Raw genomic sequence first — 19,403 nt, forward strand, 5'->3', positions numbered from 1 at the left:
AATGGCGATTTTAGTAACAGGTGGAGCAGGTTATATCGGATCTCATACTGTAGCGGAGCTGTTGGATCGCGGCGAAGAAGTGGTAGTCATCGACAACTTGCTGACAGGGCATCGTGAGGCGCTATTGGGTGGCAAGCTGTACGAAGGTGATCTGCGTGATAAGGAGCTGCTGAGTAAGCTGTTTGCTGAGAACGAGATTGAGGCAGTCATTCATTTCGCGGCGAGCTCTTTGGTTGGTGAGAGCATGAAGGACCCCGTTAAGTATTATGACAACAACGTATACGGCACACAATGTCTTTTGGAAGCTATGCAAAAAGCTGGCGTGAACAAAATCGTATTCTCGTCCACAGCGGCAACCTATGGCGAACCGGAAAAAGTGCCGATTGAAGAAACTGACCGTACCGAGCCAGCTAACGTATACGGCGAAACGAAGCTGACCATGGAACGCATGATGGCTTGGTTTGATAAAGTACTGGGTATCAAATATGTAGCGCTTCGTTACTTTAATGCTGCAGGTGCACATGCTAGTGGCAAAATCGGTGAAGACCACCGTCCGGAAAGTCATTTGGTTCCGCTGGTATTGCAAACCGCTTTGAAGCAACGGGAGAGCATCGCCGTGTTCGGAGACGACTACCCTACAGAAGACGGTACTTGCGTGCGCGATTACATTCATGTGAGTGATCTGGCTGATGCCCATGTTCGTGCAGTAACCTATCTTCGCAGCGGAAGCAACAGTAATATTTTCAACTTGGGGAATGGACTTGGCTTCTCGGTGAAACAGGTTATTGAAACAGCGAAGAAGGTTACAGGACTGGAAATCCCTGTAGTTATTCAAGAACGACGTGCTGGAGATCCGGCAGTGCTGGTAGCCTCCTCCGACAAAGCGCGCTCTATCCTTGGATGGAACCCTCAGCATGCTGACTTGGAAAATATCATTCAAAGCGCCTGGAACTGGCATTCTGCCAATCCGCAAGGATACGGAGAATAAGGGATTTAGCTCGAATTGAGCTTACGATCCTACTTAAGGAGAATTAAAAATGCACAACGAGAATAAGGTTACGCCTGCTGGCCAGAAAGCATTATATGCGATTGAGCAACTTGTTCTGTTCGCACTCCGCGAGCAGCTCATTGCACCATCCGATGAAGATTTTAGCCGTAATGTGCTGCTAGATCAGTTCGGATTTAGTGAGCCGTTCGTTGGCGAGGTCGATCAAAGTCCACTTACAGGTCCACAGGTTCCACTGGATGCACTGATTGATTATGGTTTTGAAATCGGGTTGATTCCAGAGAATAGCGACACTTACCGTGACTTGCTGGATGCTAAGATTATGGGGCTCCTAATGGCCCGTCCATCAGACGTAAATGCGGAGTTCAATCGTTTAGCTGCTGAAAAAGGCATCTCCGCGGCTACAGATCGCTTTTATAAATTAAGCATAGATTCCAACTATATCCGGATGGACCGGATTTCCAAGAACGTCTACTGGCTGCAAGATTCGCCTTATGGTGACATCGAGATGACAATCAATTTGTCCAAGCCTGAGAAAAGTCCGAAGGAAATTGCTATGGCCCGACTGCTCCCGCCGCCGGTCTATCCAAAATGTCTGCTGTGCCGTGAGAATGTTGGGTATGCTGGACGGGTTAACCATCCGCCGCGCCAGAACCTGCGTGTCATTCCGCTTCAGCTGAATAATGAGAAATGGCTCTTTCAATACTCGCCTTATGTTTACTACAACGAGCACTGTATTGTATTCCATCATGATCATGTACCAATGAAACTTACCAAGGATACCTTGAAGCGTCTGCTCAGCTTCGTGGAATCTTTCCCGCACTATTTTATTGGCTCGAATGCAGACTTGCCGATTGTTGGTGGATCGATTCTGACGCATGACCACTTTCAGGGTGGACGTCACACCTTCCCTATTCAGAAAGCACCTAAGGAAGATACGTTCACGCATGCTTCTTATCCGGGTGTCAGCATTAATATAGTAAAATGGCCTATGTCCGTATTACGTTTGAATGGTGGCGATCCAGAGGTATTGCTGGAATGTGGCAATGCACTTTATGAAGCTTGGAAGGCGTATAGTGATCCTGAAGCAGAAGTGTTGGCGTTCACCGAAGTTGATGGTGAAGTGCAGCCTCATAATACCGTTACTCCTATCGTTCGTCGGGCAGAAGATGGCAGCTTCGAGATGGATCTCGTGCTGCGTAACAACCGGACTAACGAGCAATATCCTGAGGGAATTTTCCATCCCCATCGGGAGATGCACCACATCAAGAAAGAAAATATCGGCTTGATTGAGGTTATGGGACTCGCAATTCTGCCAGGTCGTCTGAAGGAAGAGCTCGATTCTATTGCGAGCATTCTTGCAGGAGATCAAGCACGATTAGAAGCGGTGAAGAACGATCCTAGTCATCCACTTGCGCAGCATGCTACTTGGGTTCAGGAGCTAGTAGAGCGTTTCGGAACGGCATTACAGCATGAAGAAGCCGTCAAGATTGTGCAGAACGAAGTCGGCATCAAGTTTACACATATTCTTGAACACGCGGGTGTCTATAAACGGACTCCGGAAGGGCAAGCTGCTTTCCGTCGTTTCGTGAAGAGCTTCGGCGCGATATAAAGTTTGGAAAGGGGATGTCCTTAAGCCTGTAGGCTTAAGGACATCCCTTTTTTGATGGTATTGAAGCTGCTCCATTTGAATGCGGCTATTCAGAGGTTTATAATACGAGTGAGCAAAACATTCTGAAATAACTAATGGAGGTTTACACATATGCGTAATTTTGATTTTTATAATCCTACCAAGCTGATTTTTGGACAGGGTACACTGGAAGCGTTGAAGACTGAGGTTCCTAAGTACGGCAAGAATGTATTGTTGATGTACGGTGGCGGTAGTATCAAACGTAGCGGTCTGTACGATAAGGTAATAGCTGAGCTGAGTGCAATTGATGCTGTTGTAACTGAACTCTCAGGCGTAGAGCCGAATCCACGCCTTTCCACCGTACATAAAGGTGTAGAGCTGTGTCACGAGCATAAGATCGACCTCATCCTCGCTGTAGGCGGCGGTAGCGTGTTGGACTGCGCTAAAGCAGTTGCTGTTGGGGCGAAATATGATGGTGACATGTGGGACTTTGTTGAACGTAAGGCAGCTGCTCAAGACGCTCTCCCACTCGGTACAGTGCTGACGATGGCAGCTACAGGATCAGAAATGAATAGCGGCTCTGTAATCACCAACGAAGTGACCAAGGAAAAAATGGGCTGGGGCAGTATTCATGCATTTCCAGCATTTTCGATTCTTGACCCAGAGAACACCTTCACTCTGCCACGTGATCAGACGGTCTACGGCATGGTAGATATCATGTCTCATGTTCTGGAGCACTATTTCCATACTGATGGCAACACACCGGTACAAGACGGCTTCTGTGAGACTTTGCTACGTACGGTGATCGAAACCGCACCGAAGCTAATTGAAGATTTGAATAATTACGAACTGCGTGAGACGATCATGTACTGCGGTACTATGGCGCTTAATGGTATGGTTAGCATGGGGTTTGCTGGAGATTGGGCGACTCACAACATCGAGCACGCAGTTTCAGCCGTATATGACATTCCACATGGTGGAGGATTGGCCATTCTGTTCCCACAATGGATGAAGTATAACCTGGATACGAATCCTGCTCGTTTCCGCAAGCTTGCTGTAAATGTGTTTGGTGTTGATCCAGCTGGCAAGACGGATAAGGAAATTGGGCTGGAGGGTATTGAAGCTCTGCGTAGCTTCTGGGATTCCATTGGTGCGCCGAAGACACTCGCTGATTACGATATTGATGACAGCGAGATCGGCAGTATGGCTGACAAAGCTGTTCGTTTCGGACCGTTTGGTAACTTCCGTAAGCTTGATCGTGAAGATGTAGTAGAAATTTATAAAATGGCTCTGTAAGTAATTTCTTCAACGAAAGAGATTATCTGTCTTTATTCTAGAAGACGTAATTGAAAATCAAGGAAGCGATTCTCCTGTAATGGATGAATCGCTTCTTTGCGTTTAGGGGTCTAATGTGACTAGCTTCTCATACTATACTTTATCTGGACCTCGTCCGTTAAATATCATGTGAGTTTCCAGCAAAAAGGACTGCTTCCGCAGCCATTTAATCGTCTTTTGGAACGTCTTCCTATGTAATAAAAAAGTGCATATGTGAGCAAGCTTATCCTCAGAATGGAACTTTTTTGGGATAATATCCAAAGTTTGTGAAACCAAGGACCTACTTTGTACGTTTAATGTAATATGACAGTCCTGATTGAAGACAGGAGGAAGTAAGTATGGAAACGCTGTATTTAGGCTGCTTGGCGCTAGGCGTCATATTTGCCATAGTCAGCGTCCTGGTGGGCGATGTGATCGGAGATGCCTTACATGGGGTCTTTGATTTCGTATCTGTTGATTTTCTGAATCCCACCGTGCTGGCAGGAGGAATTACCGTGTTCGGCGGAGCGGGCCTTCTTCTTTCCCGGTACAGTGCTCTGGAAACTGGGGCGATCATTGCTTTGTCTTTGTTAACCGCCGCTTTTTTGGGAGTACTAATGTATCTAGGGGTTGTTAAGCCTATGGAAAAAAGTGAGATGTCCAATGGGTTCTCTATGAGTGATCTGCCTGGAAAAATTGGGGAAATCACAATTCCTGTTCCCGCCACGGGTTATGGTGAGATTATGGTAAAGTTTGGAGCCGGCAATAGCCTGCATACGGCAGCAAGCTTTGATCATGAGTTGCTTCCGGCAGGGATTAAAGTTGTTGTAGTGGAAGTTAGAGAAGGCGTTGCGTTGGTATCAGAATTCGAGAAGAGAAGAGGAGTGGATCTTTAATGTTCGGTATTCCTGAGTATTTGTTAATTCCTGCTGTTGTCGTCGCTGTTCTGTTTGTGCTAGGGATCGCATTCTGGGCACGTTACAAAACGGTAGGACCAGATGAAGGGATGATCGTAACCGGTTCGTTTTTAGGGAGCAATCATATTTCTGACGATGGGTCTGGACGTAAAATAAAGATTGTGCGCGGAGGCGGGGCGTTTATCCTCCCAGTCTTTCAAAAGGCTGAATTTATGTCACTTCTTTCTCATAAACTCGATGTGACGACCCCAGAAGTATACACCGAGCAAGGTGTACCGGTAATTGCTGACGGGGTTGCGATTATCAAGGTGGGCAGTTCCACTGAAGACGTGGCAACAGCCGCTGAGCAGTTCATGGGGAAACCGATTGAGGCGCTGAAGAGTGAAGCTCAAGAGGTACTTGAGGGGCATTTACGTGCAATACTCGGCTCCATGACTGTCGAGGAAGTATACCGTAACCGTGATCGTTTTGCGCAAGAGGTTCAAGGTGTGGCGGCACGCGATCTTAAGAAAATGGGTCTGCAAATTGTCTCCTTCACCATCAAAGATGTGCGAGACAAACATGGATACTTAGAAGCGTTAGGTAAGCCGCGGATTGCTGCGGTGAAGCGGGACGCAGAGATCGCTGAAGCAGAAGCTGTGCGTGATGCGAGAATTCAAAAGGCGAACGCTGAGGAGCAAGGGCAAAAAGCAGAGCTGCTGCGGGATACGAATATCGCTGAAGCCTCCAAGGATAACCAGCTTAAGGTGGCAGCGTTTAAGCGGGATCAGGATACTGCGAAGGCGGAAGCTGACCAGGCTTACCATATTCAAGAGGCACGTGCGAAGCAGACCGTTGTCGAAGAGCAGATGAAGGTTGAGCTGGTGCGTAAGGAACGTGAAATCGATCTGCAAGCGAAAGAAATTCAAGTTCGTGAGAAGCAGTACGACGCAGAAGTGAAGAAAAAAGCGGAAGCGGATCGTTACGCAGTAGAGCAAGCGGCAGAAGCTGATAAGGCGAAGAGAATGCGTGAAGCGGATGCGTTGCAATACAGTATTGAGACGCAGGCTAAAGCAACAGCGGAGCAAAAGCGCCTTGAAGGTCAAGCGATGGCGGATGCAGAGCTGGCAAAAGGTACTGCGGATGCCGAAGTTATCCGCTTGCGCGGTCTAGCGGAAGCAGAAGCAAAAGAGAAGCTGGCAGAAGCCTTCCAGAAATTCGGCGAAGCAGCCGTGCTCGATATTATCGTCAAAATGCTGCCAGATTTGGCTGGACAAATTGCGAAGCCGCTGGCATCCATTGATAAGCTTACTGTTGTAGATACCGGTAATGGTGAAGGTGCGGCACGTGTCAGTAACTATGTAACTCAGTTGATGTCTACGGCTCCTGAGATGCTGAAGAGCGTCTCTGGGATTGACGTAGAGGCCCTGATCAAAGGGCTGACGACAAGATCCTCAGGGGCAGCTGGAAGCAAGGCAGTTCCAGTCGCACCCGCGGCCTCTCTGCAACCTCCAGCAGCCTCGGAGGGAGCGAGCAAAGCTTCAACTTCTGTGGCGGAGCAACCAGAAGGCTAGTGTAAGCAATAATTATAGAATAATTTAACTTAAGGTAAGCTCGGTGATTGCTGCCGGGCTTACTCTATGTTTTTAGGTCTTTTAGTTATTGAATGGGAGAGGTGCGAGAACGTGCAGTTGATTTTAGATGATATTCAAAAGAGCTTTGATGGTAAACAGGTCATTAAAGGTGCTGATTTTACCTTTGAAAGAGGGAAGATATACGGGCTGCTCGGACGAAATGGAGCAGGCAAAACCACACTTTTCAATTGTCTGAGCGGTGAGGTTCAAATGGATAGCGGCGCTGCCTTTATCGGTGAGAAGGATAGTGCCCGTCCGCTTCGTGATGAGGACATCGGATATGTATTTTCTCTCCCCATCTTACCTGAGTTTCTGACAGGTTATGAGTTCGTAAAGTTTTATATGGACATTAACCGTGAGAAGATTGATCCGAATAAAAGCATTGAAGATTATTTTTCCATAATTAAGTTTGAGGAAGAAGATCGACACCGACTGATTAAGGGCTATTCCCACGGAATGAAGAATAAAATTCAAATGCTCTGCTTTATCATTACTCGACCGCCTTTGATTTTACTAGATGAGCCTTTAACTTCTTTTGACGTTGTTGTCGCTCTTGAGATCAAGAAGTTGCTGCGCGAGATGAAGCAGGATCACATCATTATTTTTTCTACGCATATTTTGCAATTGGCCGCCGATTTATGTGACGAGTTGGTTATTCTAAATCATGGAACCCTTCAAGAAATTCCGCGTGAGACCCTACAAAGTCCAGAATTTGAGGAACAGATTATAGCTTTACTTCAGGATGGCAACAATGATTAGGACACTTCGCAGCATCCAGAGGATTCGAGGCTCGTCCGGAGCCAATCGGCTGATTTACTATTTTAGAAAGCTACCTGTTCTTGGTAAACTTTTAAAAGATGATATCTACTCCAATGTTGCCCTAAAAGAAGTCTTTGCTGGGATTGTAGCTGTACTGAAGGTACTGTGGGGATTTTTAAATAAGTTGGCTTATTTGGGAATTGTGATATATTTGCCAATCATTCTCACACACAAAGAAATGCCGCTCGCCGAACAGTATGCATTGTTCCTACATATTTTTATCATTCTAAGCTTTATAGTGGCTGGAGTTTCGAATGTATTTATATTAGAGCCCAAACGGGATAAATATATATGTGTGAAGCTAATGAGGATTCCGGCTAAACAGTATATGCATGCTACGCTATTACTTAAAGGCCTAACATTCTTTATTTATTTTGTGCCAGCTTTAACCGTTTTTGCGGGGATTTTTGGCGCACCGCTGTGGCATGGCATATGGCTTACAGTACTGTTAACGGCCTGGAGAATAGTCACCGAGGCTCTAAACCTTTGGTTTTTTGATAAAAAGGGAATTGTGTTAGTTAAAAAGATGAGTTGGGTATGGTCGGTGATTGGACTAGGTGGTTTACTTGCCTATGTGCCCCTTTATCTTGGAAATGCTTTTGTAAATGATACGGCAGGATTTAGTGTCCCATTGAGTCTTGTGATTGTTGTACTTGGAGGAATTGCAGCTGTGTATATTGGGAAATATCCTAACTATCGCAGTGCTGTAGATGTTGTCACCAAGATAGATGATCCACTGCTGGATATGAATCGGATGATGAGAGAGGCGAGGGTGGCGGAAGTCCAGACCAAGGAGAAGGACTTTTCGTCGGAAGAGCTTAAGGGTAAAGCTTTTCAAGGAAAAACAGGTTACGCCTATCTGAATGCTATTTTTTTCTCCAGGCATAAACGCTTGTTAATTCAACCCATCCAGAGACGTTTAACCATCATTGGTGTGCTCTTTTTAGTGGCTGTCCTAATGATGCTCATTTCGCCAGAGACTTCGTCTAAGTTTACGACCTATCTGCTAAGCGGACTTCCTTTTTTTGTATTTATAATGAACTATACCTCTATAGGTGAGCGTGTATGCAAAGCGATGTTTTACAATTGTGATCTAAGCTTATTAAGGTATGGTTTTTATCGTGAACAATCAGCAATTCTGGACAATTTCAAAATACGTCTTATTAAGTTGAGTGGACTTAATCTTATTCCTGCTTTCGCTATATGTTCTGCATGTACGCTGCTGTTTCTGCTCTCTGGTGCAGATTGGGGTTTGATGGATGCGGTGATCTTTTGGGTAACGATTCTTTGTCTTTCCTTGTTCTTCTCGGTGCACCACTTGTTCATGTATTATATTTTTCAACCGTACAGCACAGAGCTAAATATGAAGAATCCGTTCTTTGTTATCGTCAACAGCATTGTCATGGGACTAAGTGTGGCTTGTATCGGATTTCCAAAAGCATCGTCAATTTTTACACTAGTTGTTCTGACGGGAACGATAGCTTATATGGTTATTGCCGTGACATTGGTATACAAGTTCTCCAGCCGAACCTTTCGGGTAAAATAGAACGCAGAGTGTCCTTCTAATATCGGAATGTTGATGATATGATGGTAACAAGAGTTTTTTTAATCGTACCGTTTCATGTTGCGTTTGCTGCTTGGAAGTCAGGTGTTTAGAAATAAAAGAGGTGGCAAATATGAGTAGCATAACTGTAGCAAAGGTGTTAAATAACAACGTTATCATTGCGGACCATCCCCAATATTCCGAGGTTGTTGTGATTGGCAAAGGGATAGGGTTTAATCGAAAATTGCATGATCAGATTAATCTATCCTCTGTGGAGAAGATGTTTATTCTCCGTAGCCAGGAAGAGCAGGAACAATATAAACAGCTTCTTCCCCAAGTGGATGAGAAGTTGATTGAGATTGTACATGAAATTTTGTTATATATTATGAATTGCAGTAGTCAACCGCTTAATGAACATGTTCATATTGCACTCACCGATCATATCTCATTTGCTATACGGCGTTATGAACAAAATATCCCTATTCATAACCCATTTCTGTATGAGACTAAGGAAATTTATCCTGAAGAGTACAAGATGGCAGAGTATGCGATTGAGCGAATTAATGAAGGTATGGGTGTGGAATTACCCGTAGATGAGGTGGGCTTTGTGGCACTTCATATCGTTAGCGCGTTGAGTAATAGACAAATTTCTGAGGTTAGACAACATTCGCTTTTGATTGCGGATTTGATTGGAATCGTAGAGAATAACCTCGAATATCGAATTCCTCGTGATTCACTTGATTATTCGCGATTGGTGACTCATTTACGATTTGTTCTTGAAAGACTGCGCCGTGGAGAATCGGTAAGGGAGACTTCTACGCTGGATGGTCTAATGAAACGGGAATATCCCGAAATGTATACCTTGGCTTGGCAATTAACTAAGGTTATCGAGAACCGAGTGCGAATTCCTGTGTATCCAGCAGAGGTCAGCTATTTGACAGTTCACCTGCAACGTCTTGCTCAGAAGAAAGAGGATGAAATGGATATGGAGACGAAAGGTAAAGCTTGATAAGCATAAACGTCTTTGGCCTCCTCATAAGGCCGGAAAGCGTTTAAGCGAGAAAAATATGGATAATGTATAGTGTGAAATTTATACTTTCTAATATTAAAAAAAAGCTTGTCACTTCAAAAAAACGGTGCTACAATATCCGTGTCCTAATTAAAACAGAATACCAAGCGTGTAACTGATTCGATCAGGCATGAGTGATTTACAGTATTTTGGTTGCTAGTCCCCATCTTGGGGTAATCTAACCTTAGCGTTAGATAACAACCTTTATACTGTGTTGCTCATGCCTTTTTTGGCATCTGTTTTTACTGAAAATGTGAATAATGAAAGGAAGTGACCATGATGTTCAAAAAGCTTTTCGGCGTTTTACAAAGAGTCGGTAAAGCGCTAATGCTCCCGGTAGCCATACTGCCAGCAGCCGGTCTGCTCCTTGGAATAGGAAACATGCTGGTAAACCCCGATTTTCTACAATACGTTCCGGCTCTTGAGAACGATGTAGTTCAGGCAATAGCGAACGTATTGATGAACTCAGGGCAAATTGTATTTGATAATTTATCCTTACTATTTGCCGTGGGTGTTGCCATCGGTTTATCCGGTGGTGAGGGTGTTGCTGGTCTAGCCGCTATTATCGGTTTCCTCGTAATGAATGTTACGATGGGTACTGTAATTGGCGTCAATGATTATGTCCTGAGCCAAGGTGATTTTTCCTATGCTAGCGTCTTAGGAATTCCAACACTGCAAACGGGGGTATTTGGAGGTATACTCGTCGGTATATTGGCATCGTCCATGTACAAACGATTCTTCAAAATCGAACTTCCATCCTACCTGGGTTTCTTCGCAGGTAAACGTTTCGTTCCGATCATGACTGCGGTAACGTCTTTGCTTCTTGGTCTGGCATTGACCTTAGTTTGGCCGCCAATTCAACACGGTCTGAACTATGTATCCCAAAGTATGATTGATACGAATAAAACGCTCGCTGCGTTTATCTTCGGTACGATTGAACGCTCGCTCATTCCTTTTGGTCTGCATCACATCTTCTATTCTCCGTTCTGGTATGAATTTGGTACCTACGTTGATAAAGCAGGAGAATTGGTACGTGGTGACCAACGGATCTTCATGCAGCAGCTTCGTGATGGCGTAGAATTCACAGCAGGAACATTTACAACAGGTAAGTATCCATTCATGATGTTTGGTCTTCCAGCAGCTGCTCTGGCTATCTATCATGAAGCTAAACCTCATAACAAAAAACTTGTCGGTGGCTTGATGCTTTCCGCAGCATTAACTTCATTCCTGACAGGGATTACTGAGCCGCTTGAATTCTCGTTCTTGTTCGTGGCTCCACTGTTGTTCGCAGTACATGCTGTTTTTGCTGGTTTGTCCTTTATGACCATGCATATCCTTAATGTCAAGATTGGTATGACTTTCTCGGGTGGCTTTATCGATTACGTGCTATTTGGTATAATCCCGAACCGCACGGCTTGGTGGCTCGTAATTCCAGTAGGTCTTGCTCTTGCCGTAATTTACTACTTCGGATTCCGCTTTGTTATTCGGAAGTTCAACTTGATGACTCCGGGTCGTGAAGAGGATACGGGTGAAGTCGAAGATACAAACACAGAAGCAGTTTCTAAAACGGGTGATGATTTACCACGAAACATCTTGTCTGCGTTGGGTGGTAAAGAGAATATCGCTCATCTGGATGCTTGTATTACCCGCCTTCGTGTGGAGGTTAAAGATAAATCAGGCGTGGATAAGACTCGTCTGAAGAAGTTAGGTGCATCAGGTGTACTCGAGGTGGGTAATAACATTCAAGCGATCTTCGGTACACGTTCCGATACCATAAAATCGCAGATTCAAGATGTAATTAGCGGGAAGACACCTGCAGCAACACCAGCAGCGGCTAAGCCAGAGCCTGAGGAAGAACAGCAGGCAGGTGAAGCAGGTGAAGCGATTATCAAAGAAGATATCGTCTCTCCGGTAAATGGTGAACTGGTGGATATCACTGAGGTTCCAGATGCGGTATTCTCCCAAAAAATGACGGGTGATGGTTTTGCTTTCCTATCTGATGATGGAAAAATTGCTTCGCCAGTCTACGGTAAAGTGTTTAATGTGTTCCCGAGCAAGCATGCTATCGGCATTATGTCCGATGGAGGCAAGGAAGTGCTCGTTCATATAGGGGTTAATACAGTTAAGCTTAAAGGTCAAGGCTTTACAGTTCTAGTTGAAGAGGGCGACCTTGTAGCTGCTGGACAGCCGATCATGGAAGTGGATTTAGAATATGTAAAAGCACATGCGCCATCTGTAATGTCTCCTGTTATTTTCTCTAATTTGCCAGAGGGATCTTCCGTAACCTTGAAGAAGCCAGGCAAGGTGTCAATTGGTGATAAAGATATTATTACCATTCAGTAAAAGTGCAAGGGCTGACGCTTCCTTTAAATCTTAAAGGGAGCGAAGCTTTCACTATAAATTAAAATATTCTATTAAAAGAAAGCGAGTTGGATAATATTATGCAAACAACATTCAGAATTATTGATGAAGATGGAATTCACGCACGTCCGGCAACTGCCTTGGTAAATACAGCAACGAAATTCAAAGGTACAGAAGCTTATGCAGAAGCAAAAGGTAAAAAAGTTACATTGAAATCTATCCTTGGCGTATTGTCATTGGGTCTGGAAGCTGGAGACACTTTGTCTCTGATTACTGAAGGCAGCGAAGAAGCTGAAGCTCTGAGCGCACTTTCTGATGTAATGATCAAAGAAGGGCTAGGGGAAATCCATGAATAAAATTTCAGGAATCGCGGCTTCAGCAGGGATTGCAGTAGCCCGTGCTTTTATCCTGAAACATCCGGATTATACAATTACGAAGACTGGTGTCAGTGATCCTGAGGCAGAAGTCGCCAAGTTGAATGACGCACTTGCTAAATCGAGTGCTGAACTGCAAACCATTAAAGAGCGTACTTTAGCGGAATTAGGAGAGAAAAAAGCGGAGATCTTTGCATCCCATCTGCTGATTCTTGAGGATCCTGAGCTAATTAATCCTGTAATTGATAAAATTCGTCAGGAATCGGTTAACGCGGACTATGCACTAAACGAAGTAGCTACACAATTCATTGAAATGTTCGAGAACATGAAGAGTGCTTACTTACAGGAACGTGCTGCTGACATGCGTGATGTGACCAAACGCCTGCTGAACCACTTGCTGGGTATTCATTATGTTAGTCCTGCAGAAATCAGTGAAGAGGTAATTGTTATCGCTGAGGATTTGACGCCTTCTGACACAGCACAGCTAAATCGCAAGTATGTTAAAGGCTTCACAACAAACATTGGTGGACGTACGTCCCACTCAGCAATTATGGCACGTTCTTTAGAAATTCCAGCGGTGGTTGGAACTAAGAATGTCATGACTGAAGTGAATTCTGGGGATCTAGTGATTGTCGATGGTCTGAACGGAGACGTTCTAATTAATCCTAGTGAAGCAGAAGTGGCTGAATATGTTCGCAAGCAGGAAGCTTACGACTTGCAAATTGCAGAGTGGAAGAAACTTCGTGATAAACCAACGATATCTGCAGACGGTAAGCACGTGGAGCTGGCGGCTAATATCGGTACACCAAACGATGTCAATGGTGTACTTGAGAATGGTGGCGAAGGTGTAGGCTTGTATCGTACTGAGTTCCTATACATGGGCCGTGATAAGCTGCCTTCCGAGGAAATCCAATACAACGCCTACCGTACTGTGCTTGAGAATATGAAAGGCAAACCGGTAGTTGTACGTACACTGGATATCGGTGGTGATAAAGAGCTTCCGTATCTGGACCTTCCAAAGGAAATGAACCCTTTCTTAGGATTCCGTGCGATTCGTCTTTGTCTGGATCGTCAAGATATTTTCCGTACGCAGCTGCGTGCTTTACTAAGAGCGAGTGTTCATGGGGATCTTCGCATTATGTTCCCTATGATCGCAACACTTAGTGAATTCCGTGCAGCCCGCGATCTTCTACTTGAAGAGAAAGCAAAGCTTCGTGAAGAAGGCAAGGAAGTATCTGACAACATTCAGCTCGGCATAATGGTTGAGATTCCTTCTACTGCTGTATTGGCAGACCAGTTTGCGAAGGAAGTTGATTTCTTCAGTATTGGTACGAATGATCTTATTCAATATACAATGGCTGCTGACCGTATGAATGAACGGGTGTCTTACCTGTATCAGCCATACAATCCTGCCATCCTGCGTTTGGTCAAGAATGTTATTGATGCAGCGCATGCAGAAGGTAAGTGGACAGGAATGTGCGGTGAAATGGCTGGGGACGCAACAGCGATTCCACTTCTACTAGGTCTTGGCCTTGATGAATTCAGTATGAGTGCAACGTCAATTCTGCCAGCACGTAGTCAAATTTCTAAATTGTCGGCTGCCGACATGAAGGAACTGGCTGCAAAAGCACTGCAACTTGGCACTGCTGAAGAAGTAGCTGCACTTGTTCAAAGCATCACTAATTAATTATTTCCATATGCATTACTCCGTTTAAGCGTTTTATAGCGCTCCAACTACTATTACCGACTTCCAATGTTTTGGAGGTCGGTTTTTTTGTGTTTAATTGCTATTTTTTTGGTATCAGCACACAAGGATTCGTGGTTTGATCTTAGTTCATGCGCTTACATTGGCTTCTGTTCATACATGAGCGTTATACTCAATTAAGAATAACTAAATTCGCTAATTATTTGCTTTATTGCACAGATGTCTATGCCGATAGTAATAGTGATGAGTATAAAGTCGGTAAGGAACCCAAACCTGTAAATATGTCTTACATATAATAGTATGGATCCATAGAAAGTTCATACTCCTTATTCGACTTGCAGAGCTGTGCAAGTATTATTATGATCACAATTGGAAATATTTGGACTTATAAGCATCCCTCAAGTTAGGTAGGGAGCCATAGGATGGTGTTAACTCATGAGTAAAAATGTTATAAATACAGAATTAATGTTAGAAGTCTATGAAGGCAGAGACCTGGGTTTAACGTACTCGGTGGAGTACAGTTTATTTAAAGTCTGGGCACCTACTGCTTTTGCTGTGTCTCTTGTGTTATACGAAACGGATGGAAATCAACTTAACATTGAATTTGATCTGAGCTCTACAGATAGTGGGCGGATTATATATATGCAGCGCCAGAACGGCGGAGTCTGGCAGACTAAGTTATCAGGTGATCTAAAAGGGAAATATTATATGTACCGTGCTGTATATGCTGATGGGAATGTGACGGAAGCAGTAGATCCTTATGCAACAGCCGTATCGGCAAATGGTTTAAGAACAGCAATCGTTGATTTACGGGAGACCAATCCTGAGCATTGGGAGCAGGACGTTGCTCCTCCGCTGCAACATCCTGCTGATGCGGTTATTTACGAGCTGCATGTGCGTGACTTCTCCTCACATGAGAGCTCTGGGATGTACTATAAGGGTAAATTCAAAGCATTTACCGAATTTGGATTAAAGGATTTGGAAGGAAATGCAATAGGTATTGATCATCTGGTTGAATTGGGTATCACCCATGTACATCTGATGCCTGTGTTCGATTTCCAGACAGTGGATGAGTTAAGTGTAGTGAAGCGCGGTACGTCCATTGAACAGACTGACTACAATTGGGGTTATGATCCTCAGCATTATAACGTACCGGAAGGATCATATAGCACAGATCCTACCGATCCAGAGCTACGAATTCGCGAATTCAAAGAAATGGTTCAGGCTTTGCATAGCCGTGGAATTTCGGTGATTATGGATGTAGTTTACAATCATACGTACGCTGTGGAGAAGGGGCCCTTCGAGCCGCTTGTGCCAGATTATTTCTATCGCCGTGATTACTTGGGACGTTTATCTAATGGCTCGGGAGTTGGTAACGAGCTAGCGACAGAGCGCCCGATGGTACGCAAATATATTAAGGATTCGTTGTTTTACTGGGCTTCTGAGTATCATATTGATGGCTTCAGATTTGATCTTATGGGTCTGATGGATAGTGTGACCATGCGTGAAATAACGGAAGAGCTTCGACTTGAGGTGAATCCTAATTTGCTGTTATATGGAGAACCTTGGACAGGAGGAGATTCTCCGCTGGCAACAAAGACGCTCAAAGGTGTGCAGCGGGGGAAAGGATATGCCGTCTTCAACGATAACTTTCGTTCGGCAATCAAAGGAGATAGCGATGGATGGGGACGGGGCTTTATTACAGGAGAATACGGTAAAGAAGGGGCTATTGCATCAGGAATTAAAGGAGCTATCCACGAATTTACGGACTCCCCTGTGGAATCTGTGAACTATGTAACCGCCCATGACAATTTGAATTTGTGGGATAAAGTGCTTACCGTTCAAGGGGGATTTCAGGATGCCGTTTCACGAGCTAATCCTTACTCTAATGTAGATCTTGATAATATTCTTAGCAATGAAACCGTACGCCGTTCCCTGCTTGCTAACGGAATCATCCTGACATCACAAGGTATTCCATTTCTGCACGCTGGTGATGAGCTGTTGCGTAGTAAATTTGGAGATCATAATAGTTATCGCAGTGGTGATACGATTAACGCGATTCGCTGGAATATGAAAAGTGTGTTTAAGCCTGTATTTCAATATTATAAAGGCTTGATCGAACTGCGGCGTACACATCCGGCATTTCGTCTACATGGGCGGCAGGAAATTGAGCGTTCACTGGAATTTATGCGCTGTGATAGTGGTATAGTGTCGTACCTGCTCAGTAATCATGCAGGAGGCGACCTCTGGAACAATATAGCAGTCATTTTTAATGCCAATAACGATCGAATAAGGCTGTCTCTTCCTGAAGCTACTAACGGCTGGAATGTGGTAGTAGATCATACCCAAGCGGGGACAGAAGCATTCCGAAAGATTGCAGGTAGCGAGGTAGAAATTGAGGGCTTATCGATGATGGTGCTCTATGATGAATGTGGTGAGCCTGCACCGCGGTCCAAAATCATCGAAGTACACTATGAACGACCAGATGGAGATTATAAGGGCTGGAATCTTTGGGTTTGGGATACAGGAATTCAGGATGGACAATGCGATTTTCGGTATATGGAGGACGGACGTGCAGTTGCACGAATTGAGGTATTGCCTGATACCAATTCTATCGGGTATATATTACGGCTTAATGACTGGGAAGAAAAAGATGGAGATGGCGACCGATTCATTGATTGTTCTGAGAATGGAGACCTTATCAAGGTCATGGTTATAGATCGTGAACAAGAGAATGATGGGATTTCAGATGATCATCTGCAGTTAACCAGTTAAAAGAAGAAAAGAGCTGCTTCGGGGTTAGTGTTACTCCGAAGCAGCTTTTTTTGTTGTTCTTATGGTTTTCCGATGGTCTGGTTAGATAAACCTACATCCAAAAGCTCGTAGTAGAGATTAGCTTCATTTCCTCCACGTTCTTTGGAAAGGTACATCGCTAGATCGGCGGCGCGCAGAAGTTCATTTATACTGCTTCCGTGTTCAGGAAATAGAGCTACACCAATACTAGCAGAGGTATGGAAGCTTGATCCATTATCAATAGACCAAGATTTGTTGAACAGCTTAAGCAAACGTTGTAGCATTTCATCTAACATTTCTGGAGAGGTAAATCGGTGCAGTACCACCGCAAATTCATCACCGCCAATCCGAAATGCCTGACCCACACCTTTGACGGTCTGCAGAAGCTCTCGAGAGAGCAGTTGGAGAAATTCGTCTCCAGCCAGATGTCCTAAGGTATCGTTTAGCTGCTTGAATCTGTCACAATCCAACAGTGCGAGTGCAATATTCTTTCTCCGTTCTTCCGGTTGGTTGATGAGATTCTCCATGTACATTTTAAAATGAGCCCGGTTGGGAATCGCGGTTAAATGATCATAGAAGGCTAGCTTATGTAATCGTTCTTCATATTGCTTCCGTTGTGTAATTTCACGGGAGACTAACATAAATTGTGCTGGGAAAGAATTACTTCCTCGAACAGGTGACACCTTCGTTTCCAACCATACCCATTGTCCTTCAGATCCACGCATTCGTAGCTCTGAGATACGGGGGGTTCCCTGAACGACACTCTTTAGTTTAGCCCAGGCGATCTCCGGTTCACGAATGTAGTTGGATAGTGGATCACCCTTTTTAGGGACATAGCCGAGAATACTTGAGTGAGAAGGGGAGCTATACAGAATTAACCCGTTAGGATCGGTCAATATAATGAAATCAGACATCGTTTCGCCGATTAGCTGATAGAGTGTTTGTTCCTCCAGCATTTCATTCTTGAGCCAAATGATTTTGCGGCCCAGATAAATAATAACCAGAAGCAGTATGAAAAAGACGAGTGAATATAGCGCAAAGAGCGCGCTCTTTTTATCTTGGAACCCATTTGTTACTTGCAAGGCATAGGTGTTTATCAGGTCTTCTGATTGATCTAGATGACTTCTAACTTCATTTAACTGTATGTTCAGATTAACAGCATGATATGAAGCAGGATCCCATCCGATCTGCATCCGTTCAGCTATCAATTTACTCCCTGTACTCTTCCATAGGACTAGGGATGTTTCGAAGGAATGGAGCTCGTTCTCTAATTTGGTAAGTATATTGGCCTGCTTCAAATCACTGAAGGGTTTGTTAATTGATTTAATGTCTGAACTTGCTAGACTTACCCGTTCCTCTGCTTGCTGATTATTGTCCTTAAATTCCTGAATAAACTGATCACGTTCAGCTTCAGTGAGGTTCGAGCTCATTGCGGAGTGGAGAGCGATTGCGGCCTGATACAGATCACGATCAGCGCTCAGGATGAGCTCAGAGTTCTCAAATACATCGTCATATAAAGAATCTGACATTCTGTTAATGGTCTGATTTAGATAGAGTAAAGAAGCCACACTAATCCCAACCAACAGAATGGAGATCGCAGCGAAAATAAAGATTAGCTTGCGTGTTACTTTGATATTGAAAAATCCGGCCACGGTCATCTTCTCCCTGCATAAGATGATTTAAAAAAATCTTATTGCTTCTAACGTATAACCTGCGTAACTATTATCTGTGGCAGGTGTATTTTTATTTTTAGGCAAAGATGTTGAGAGTAATTAATTGAAAAAGAGGTGTTCTAACATAGTGGGAAATGAGGCATGGGAAAGATAAATTGTGTGTGGATCGCAGTTTGTCGTACAACAAGTATATAGGACGTCCTACTTATAGAGCAATCGCTTCCTCAAATAAATATCAATAATAAAAATTTAAATGATTAGGGGATGGGCCTATTGCCTTATCTATATTCAAATCCATAAATCCTATTACCCAACTGCTCCGTAAATGATACCCGGCTTTGCTTCGATGCCTACTCAGATCCTTTGCAGATGCCCAAAAAATATACGTTCTGTTAGTTAAAAAAGCTGCCACAATCATATTATGACTGGGGCAGCTGACTTTGAAGTAACTATTCGTTACGTAGTGCATGAATGGGACGAAGTCGAGCGGCTTTGTTCGCAGGCATCATTCCGAAAATCACGCTGATAAGCAAGGAGAAAACAAAGGATATCATTACCATATCCCATGCAATGGATACAGTAAGTG

Annotated in this window: 13 protein-coding genes and 1 pseudogene; 12 read left to right on the forward strand and 2 right to left on the reverse strand. The window is 44.2% G+C overall.

Annotation, left to right across the window (positions count from 1 at the left end; all coding sequences use genetic code 11):
* Window position 1: 1 nt before the first annotated feature.
* From galE to pulA, 12 genes are all read left to right on the forward strand, one after another.
* Window positions 2–988, forward strand: a complete 987-nt coding sequence (gene galE / locus ACN6MV_RS08375; protein WP_042125530.1) for a UDP-glucose 4-epimerase GalE — start codon at window positions 2–4, stop codon at window positions 986–988.
* A 49-nt stretch (window positions 989–1,037) separates the two neighbouring features.
* On the forward strand, window positions 1,038–2,618 hold the full coding sequence (locus tag ACN6MV_RS08380) for a UDP-glucose--hexose-1-phosphate uridylyltransferase (RefSeq protein WP_419886138.1): 1,581 nt from the start codon (window positions 1,038–1,040) through the stop codon (window positions 2,616–2,618).
* A 150-nt stretch (window positions 2,619–2,768) separates the two neighbouring features.
* A complete protein-coding gene (locus ACN6MV_RS08385) occupies window positions 2,769–3,932 on the forward strand; it encodes an iron-containing alcohol dehydrogenase (RefSeq protein WP_042125534.1) in 1,164 nt (387 codons plus the stop codon).
* A 377-nt stretch (window positions 3,933–4,309) separates the two neighbouring features.
* Entirely contained in the window at window positions 4,310–4,846 is a 537-nt protein-coding gene (locus ACN6MV_RS08390; RefSeq protein ID WP_076120836.1) for a protease, read from the forward strand.
* Window positions 4,846–6,420 carry a flotillin family protein gene (locus tag ACN6MV_RS08395; RefSeq protein WP_375105284.1) on the forward strand — a complete coding sequence of 525 codons (1,575 nt, stop codon included), beginning with the start codon at window positions 4,846–4,848 and terminating at the stop codon, window positions 6,418–6,420. Before ACN6MV_RS08390 ends, ACN6MV_RS08395 begins: the two co-directional genes overlap by 1 nt.
* 111 nt (window positions 6,421–6,531) lie before the next feature.
* A complete protein-coding gene (locus ACN6MV_RS08400) occupies window positions 6,532–7,239 on the forward strand; it encodes an ATP-binding cassette domain-containing protein (RefSeq protein ID WP_419886139.1) in 708 nt (235 codons plus the stop codon).
* Window positions 7,232–8,845, forward strand: coding sequence for a hypothetical protein (locus ACN6MV_RS08405; RefSeq protein ID WP_419886140.1), 1,614 nt, complete (start codon window positions 7,232–7,234; stop codon window positions 8,843–8,845). The genes ACN6MV_RS08400 and ACN6MV_RS08405 overlap by 8 nt, the downstream gene beginning before the upstream one ends.
* Before the next feature lie 130 nt (window positions 8,846–8,975).
* Window positions 8,976–9,851, forward strand: coding sequence for a glucose PTS transporter transcription antiterminator GlcT (gene glcT, locus ACN6MV_RS08410; RefSeq protein WP_042125542.1), 876 nt, complete (start codon window positions 8,976–8,978; stop codon window positions 9,849–9,851).
* A 339-nt stretch (window positions 9,852–10,190) separates the two neighbouring features.
* Window positions 10,191–12,254, forward strand: a complete 2,064-nt coding sequence (gene ptsG, locus ACN6MV_RS08415) for a glucose-specific PTS transporter subunit IIBC (protein WP_042125544.1) — start codon at window positions 10,191–10,193, stop codon at window positions 12,252–12,254.
* Window positions 12,255–12,352: 98 nt separating this feature from the next.
* Window positions 12,353–12,628, forward strand: a complete 276-nt coding sequence (locus ACN6MV_RS08420; protein WP_042131974.1) for an HPr family phosphocarrier protein — start codon at window positions 12,353–12,355, stop codon at window positions 12,626–12,628.
* On the forward strand, window positions 12,621–14,333 hold the full coding sequence (gene ptsP, locus ACN6MV_RS08425; protein WP_419886141.1) for a phosphoenolpyruvate--protein phosphotransferase: 1,713 nt from the start codon (window positions 12,621–12,623) through the stop codon (window positions 14,331–14,333). Before ACN6MV_RS08420 ends, ptsP begins: the two co-directional genes overlap by 8 nt.
* 453 nt (window positions 14,334–14,786) lie before the next feature.
* Window positions 14,787–17,126, forward strand: coding sequence for a type I pullulanase (gene pulA / locus ACN6MV_RS08430; protein ID WP_419886142.1), 2,340 nt, complete (start codon window positions 14,787–14,789; stop codon window positions 17,124–17,126).
* A 59-nt stretch (window positions 17,127–17,185) separates the two neighbouring features.
* On the opposite strand, the gene ACN6MV_RS08435 is transcribed toward pulA, so the two are convergent.
* Together ACN6MV_RS08435 and ACN6MV_RS08440 are read right to left on the reverse strand one after the other, a co-directional pair.
* The gene (locus tag ACN6MV_RS08435) at window positions 17,186–18,796 is read right to left on the reverse strand and encodes a diguanylate cyclase domain-containing protein (RefSeq protein ID WP_419886143.1); all 1,611 of its coding nucleotides are present in this window, start codon (window positions 18,794–18,796) and stop codon (window positions 17,186–17,188) included.
* A 470-nt stretch (window positions 18,797–19,266) separates the two neighbouring features.
* Window positions 19,267–19,368 (reverse strand): annotated as a pseudogene (locus tag ACN6MV_RS08440) (hypothetical protein); the annotation flags it as partial.
* Window positions 19,369–19,403 lie beyond the last annotated feature (35 nt).

Source organism: Paenibacillus sp. B-A-8 (assembly GCF_048572915.1).
Classification (GTDB): Bacteria; Bacillota; Bacilli; order Paenibacillales; family Paenibacillaceae; genus Paenibacillus_AQ.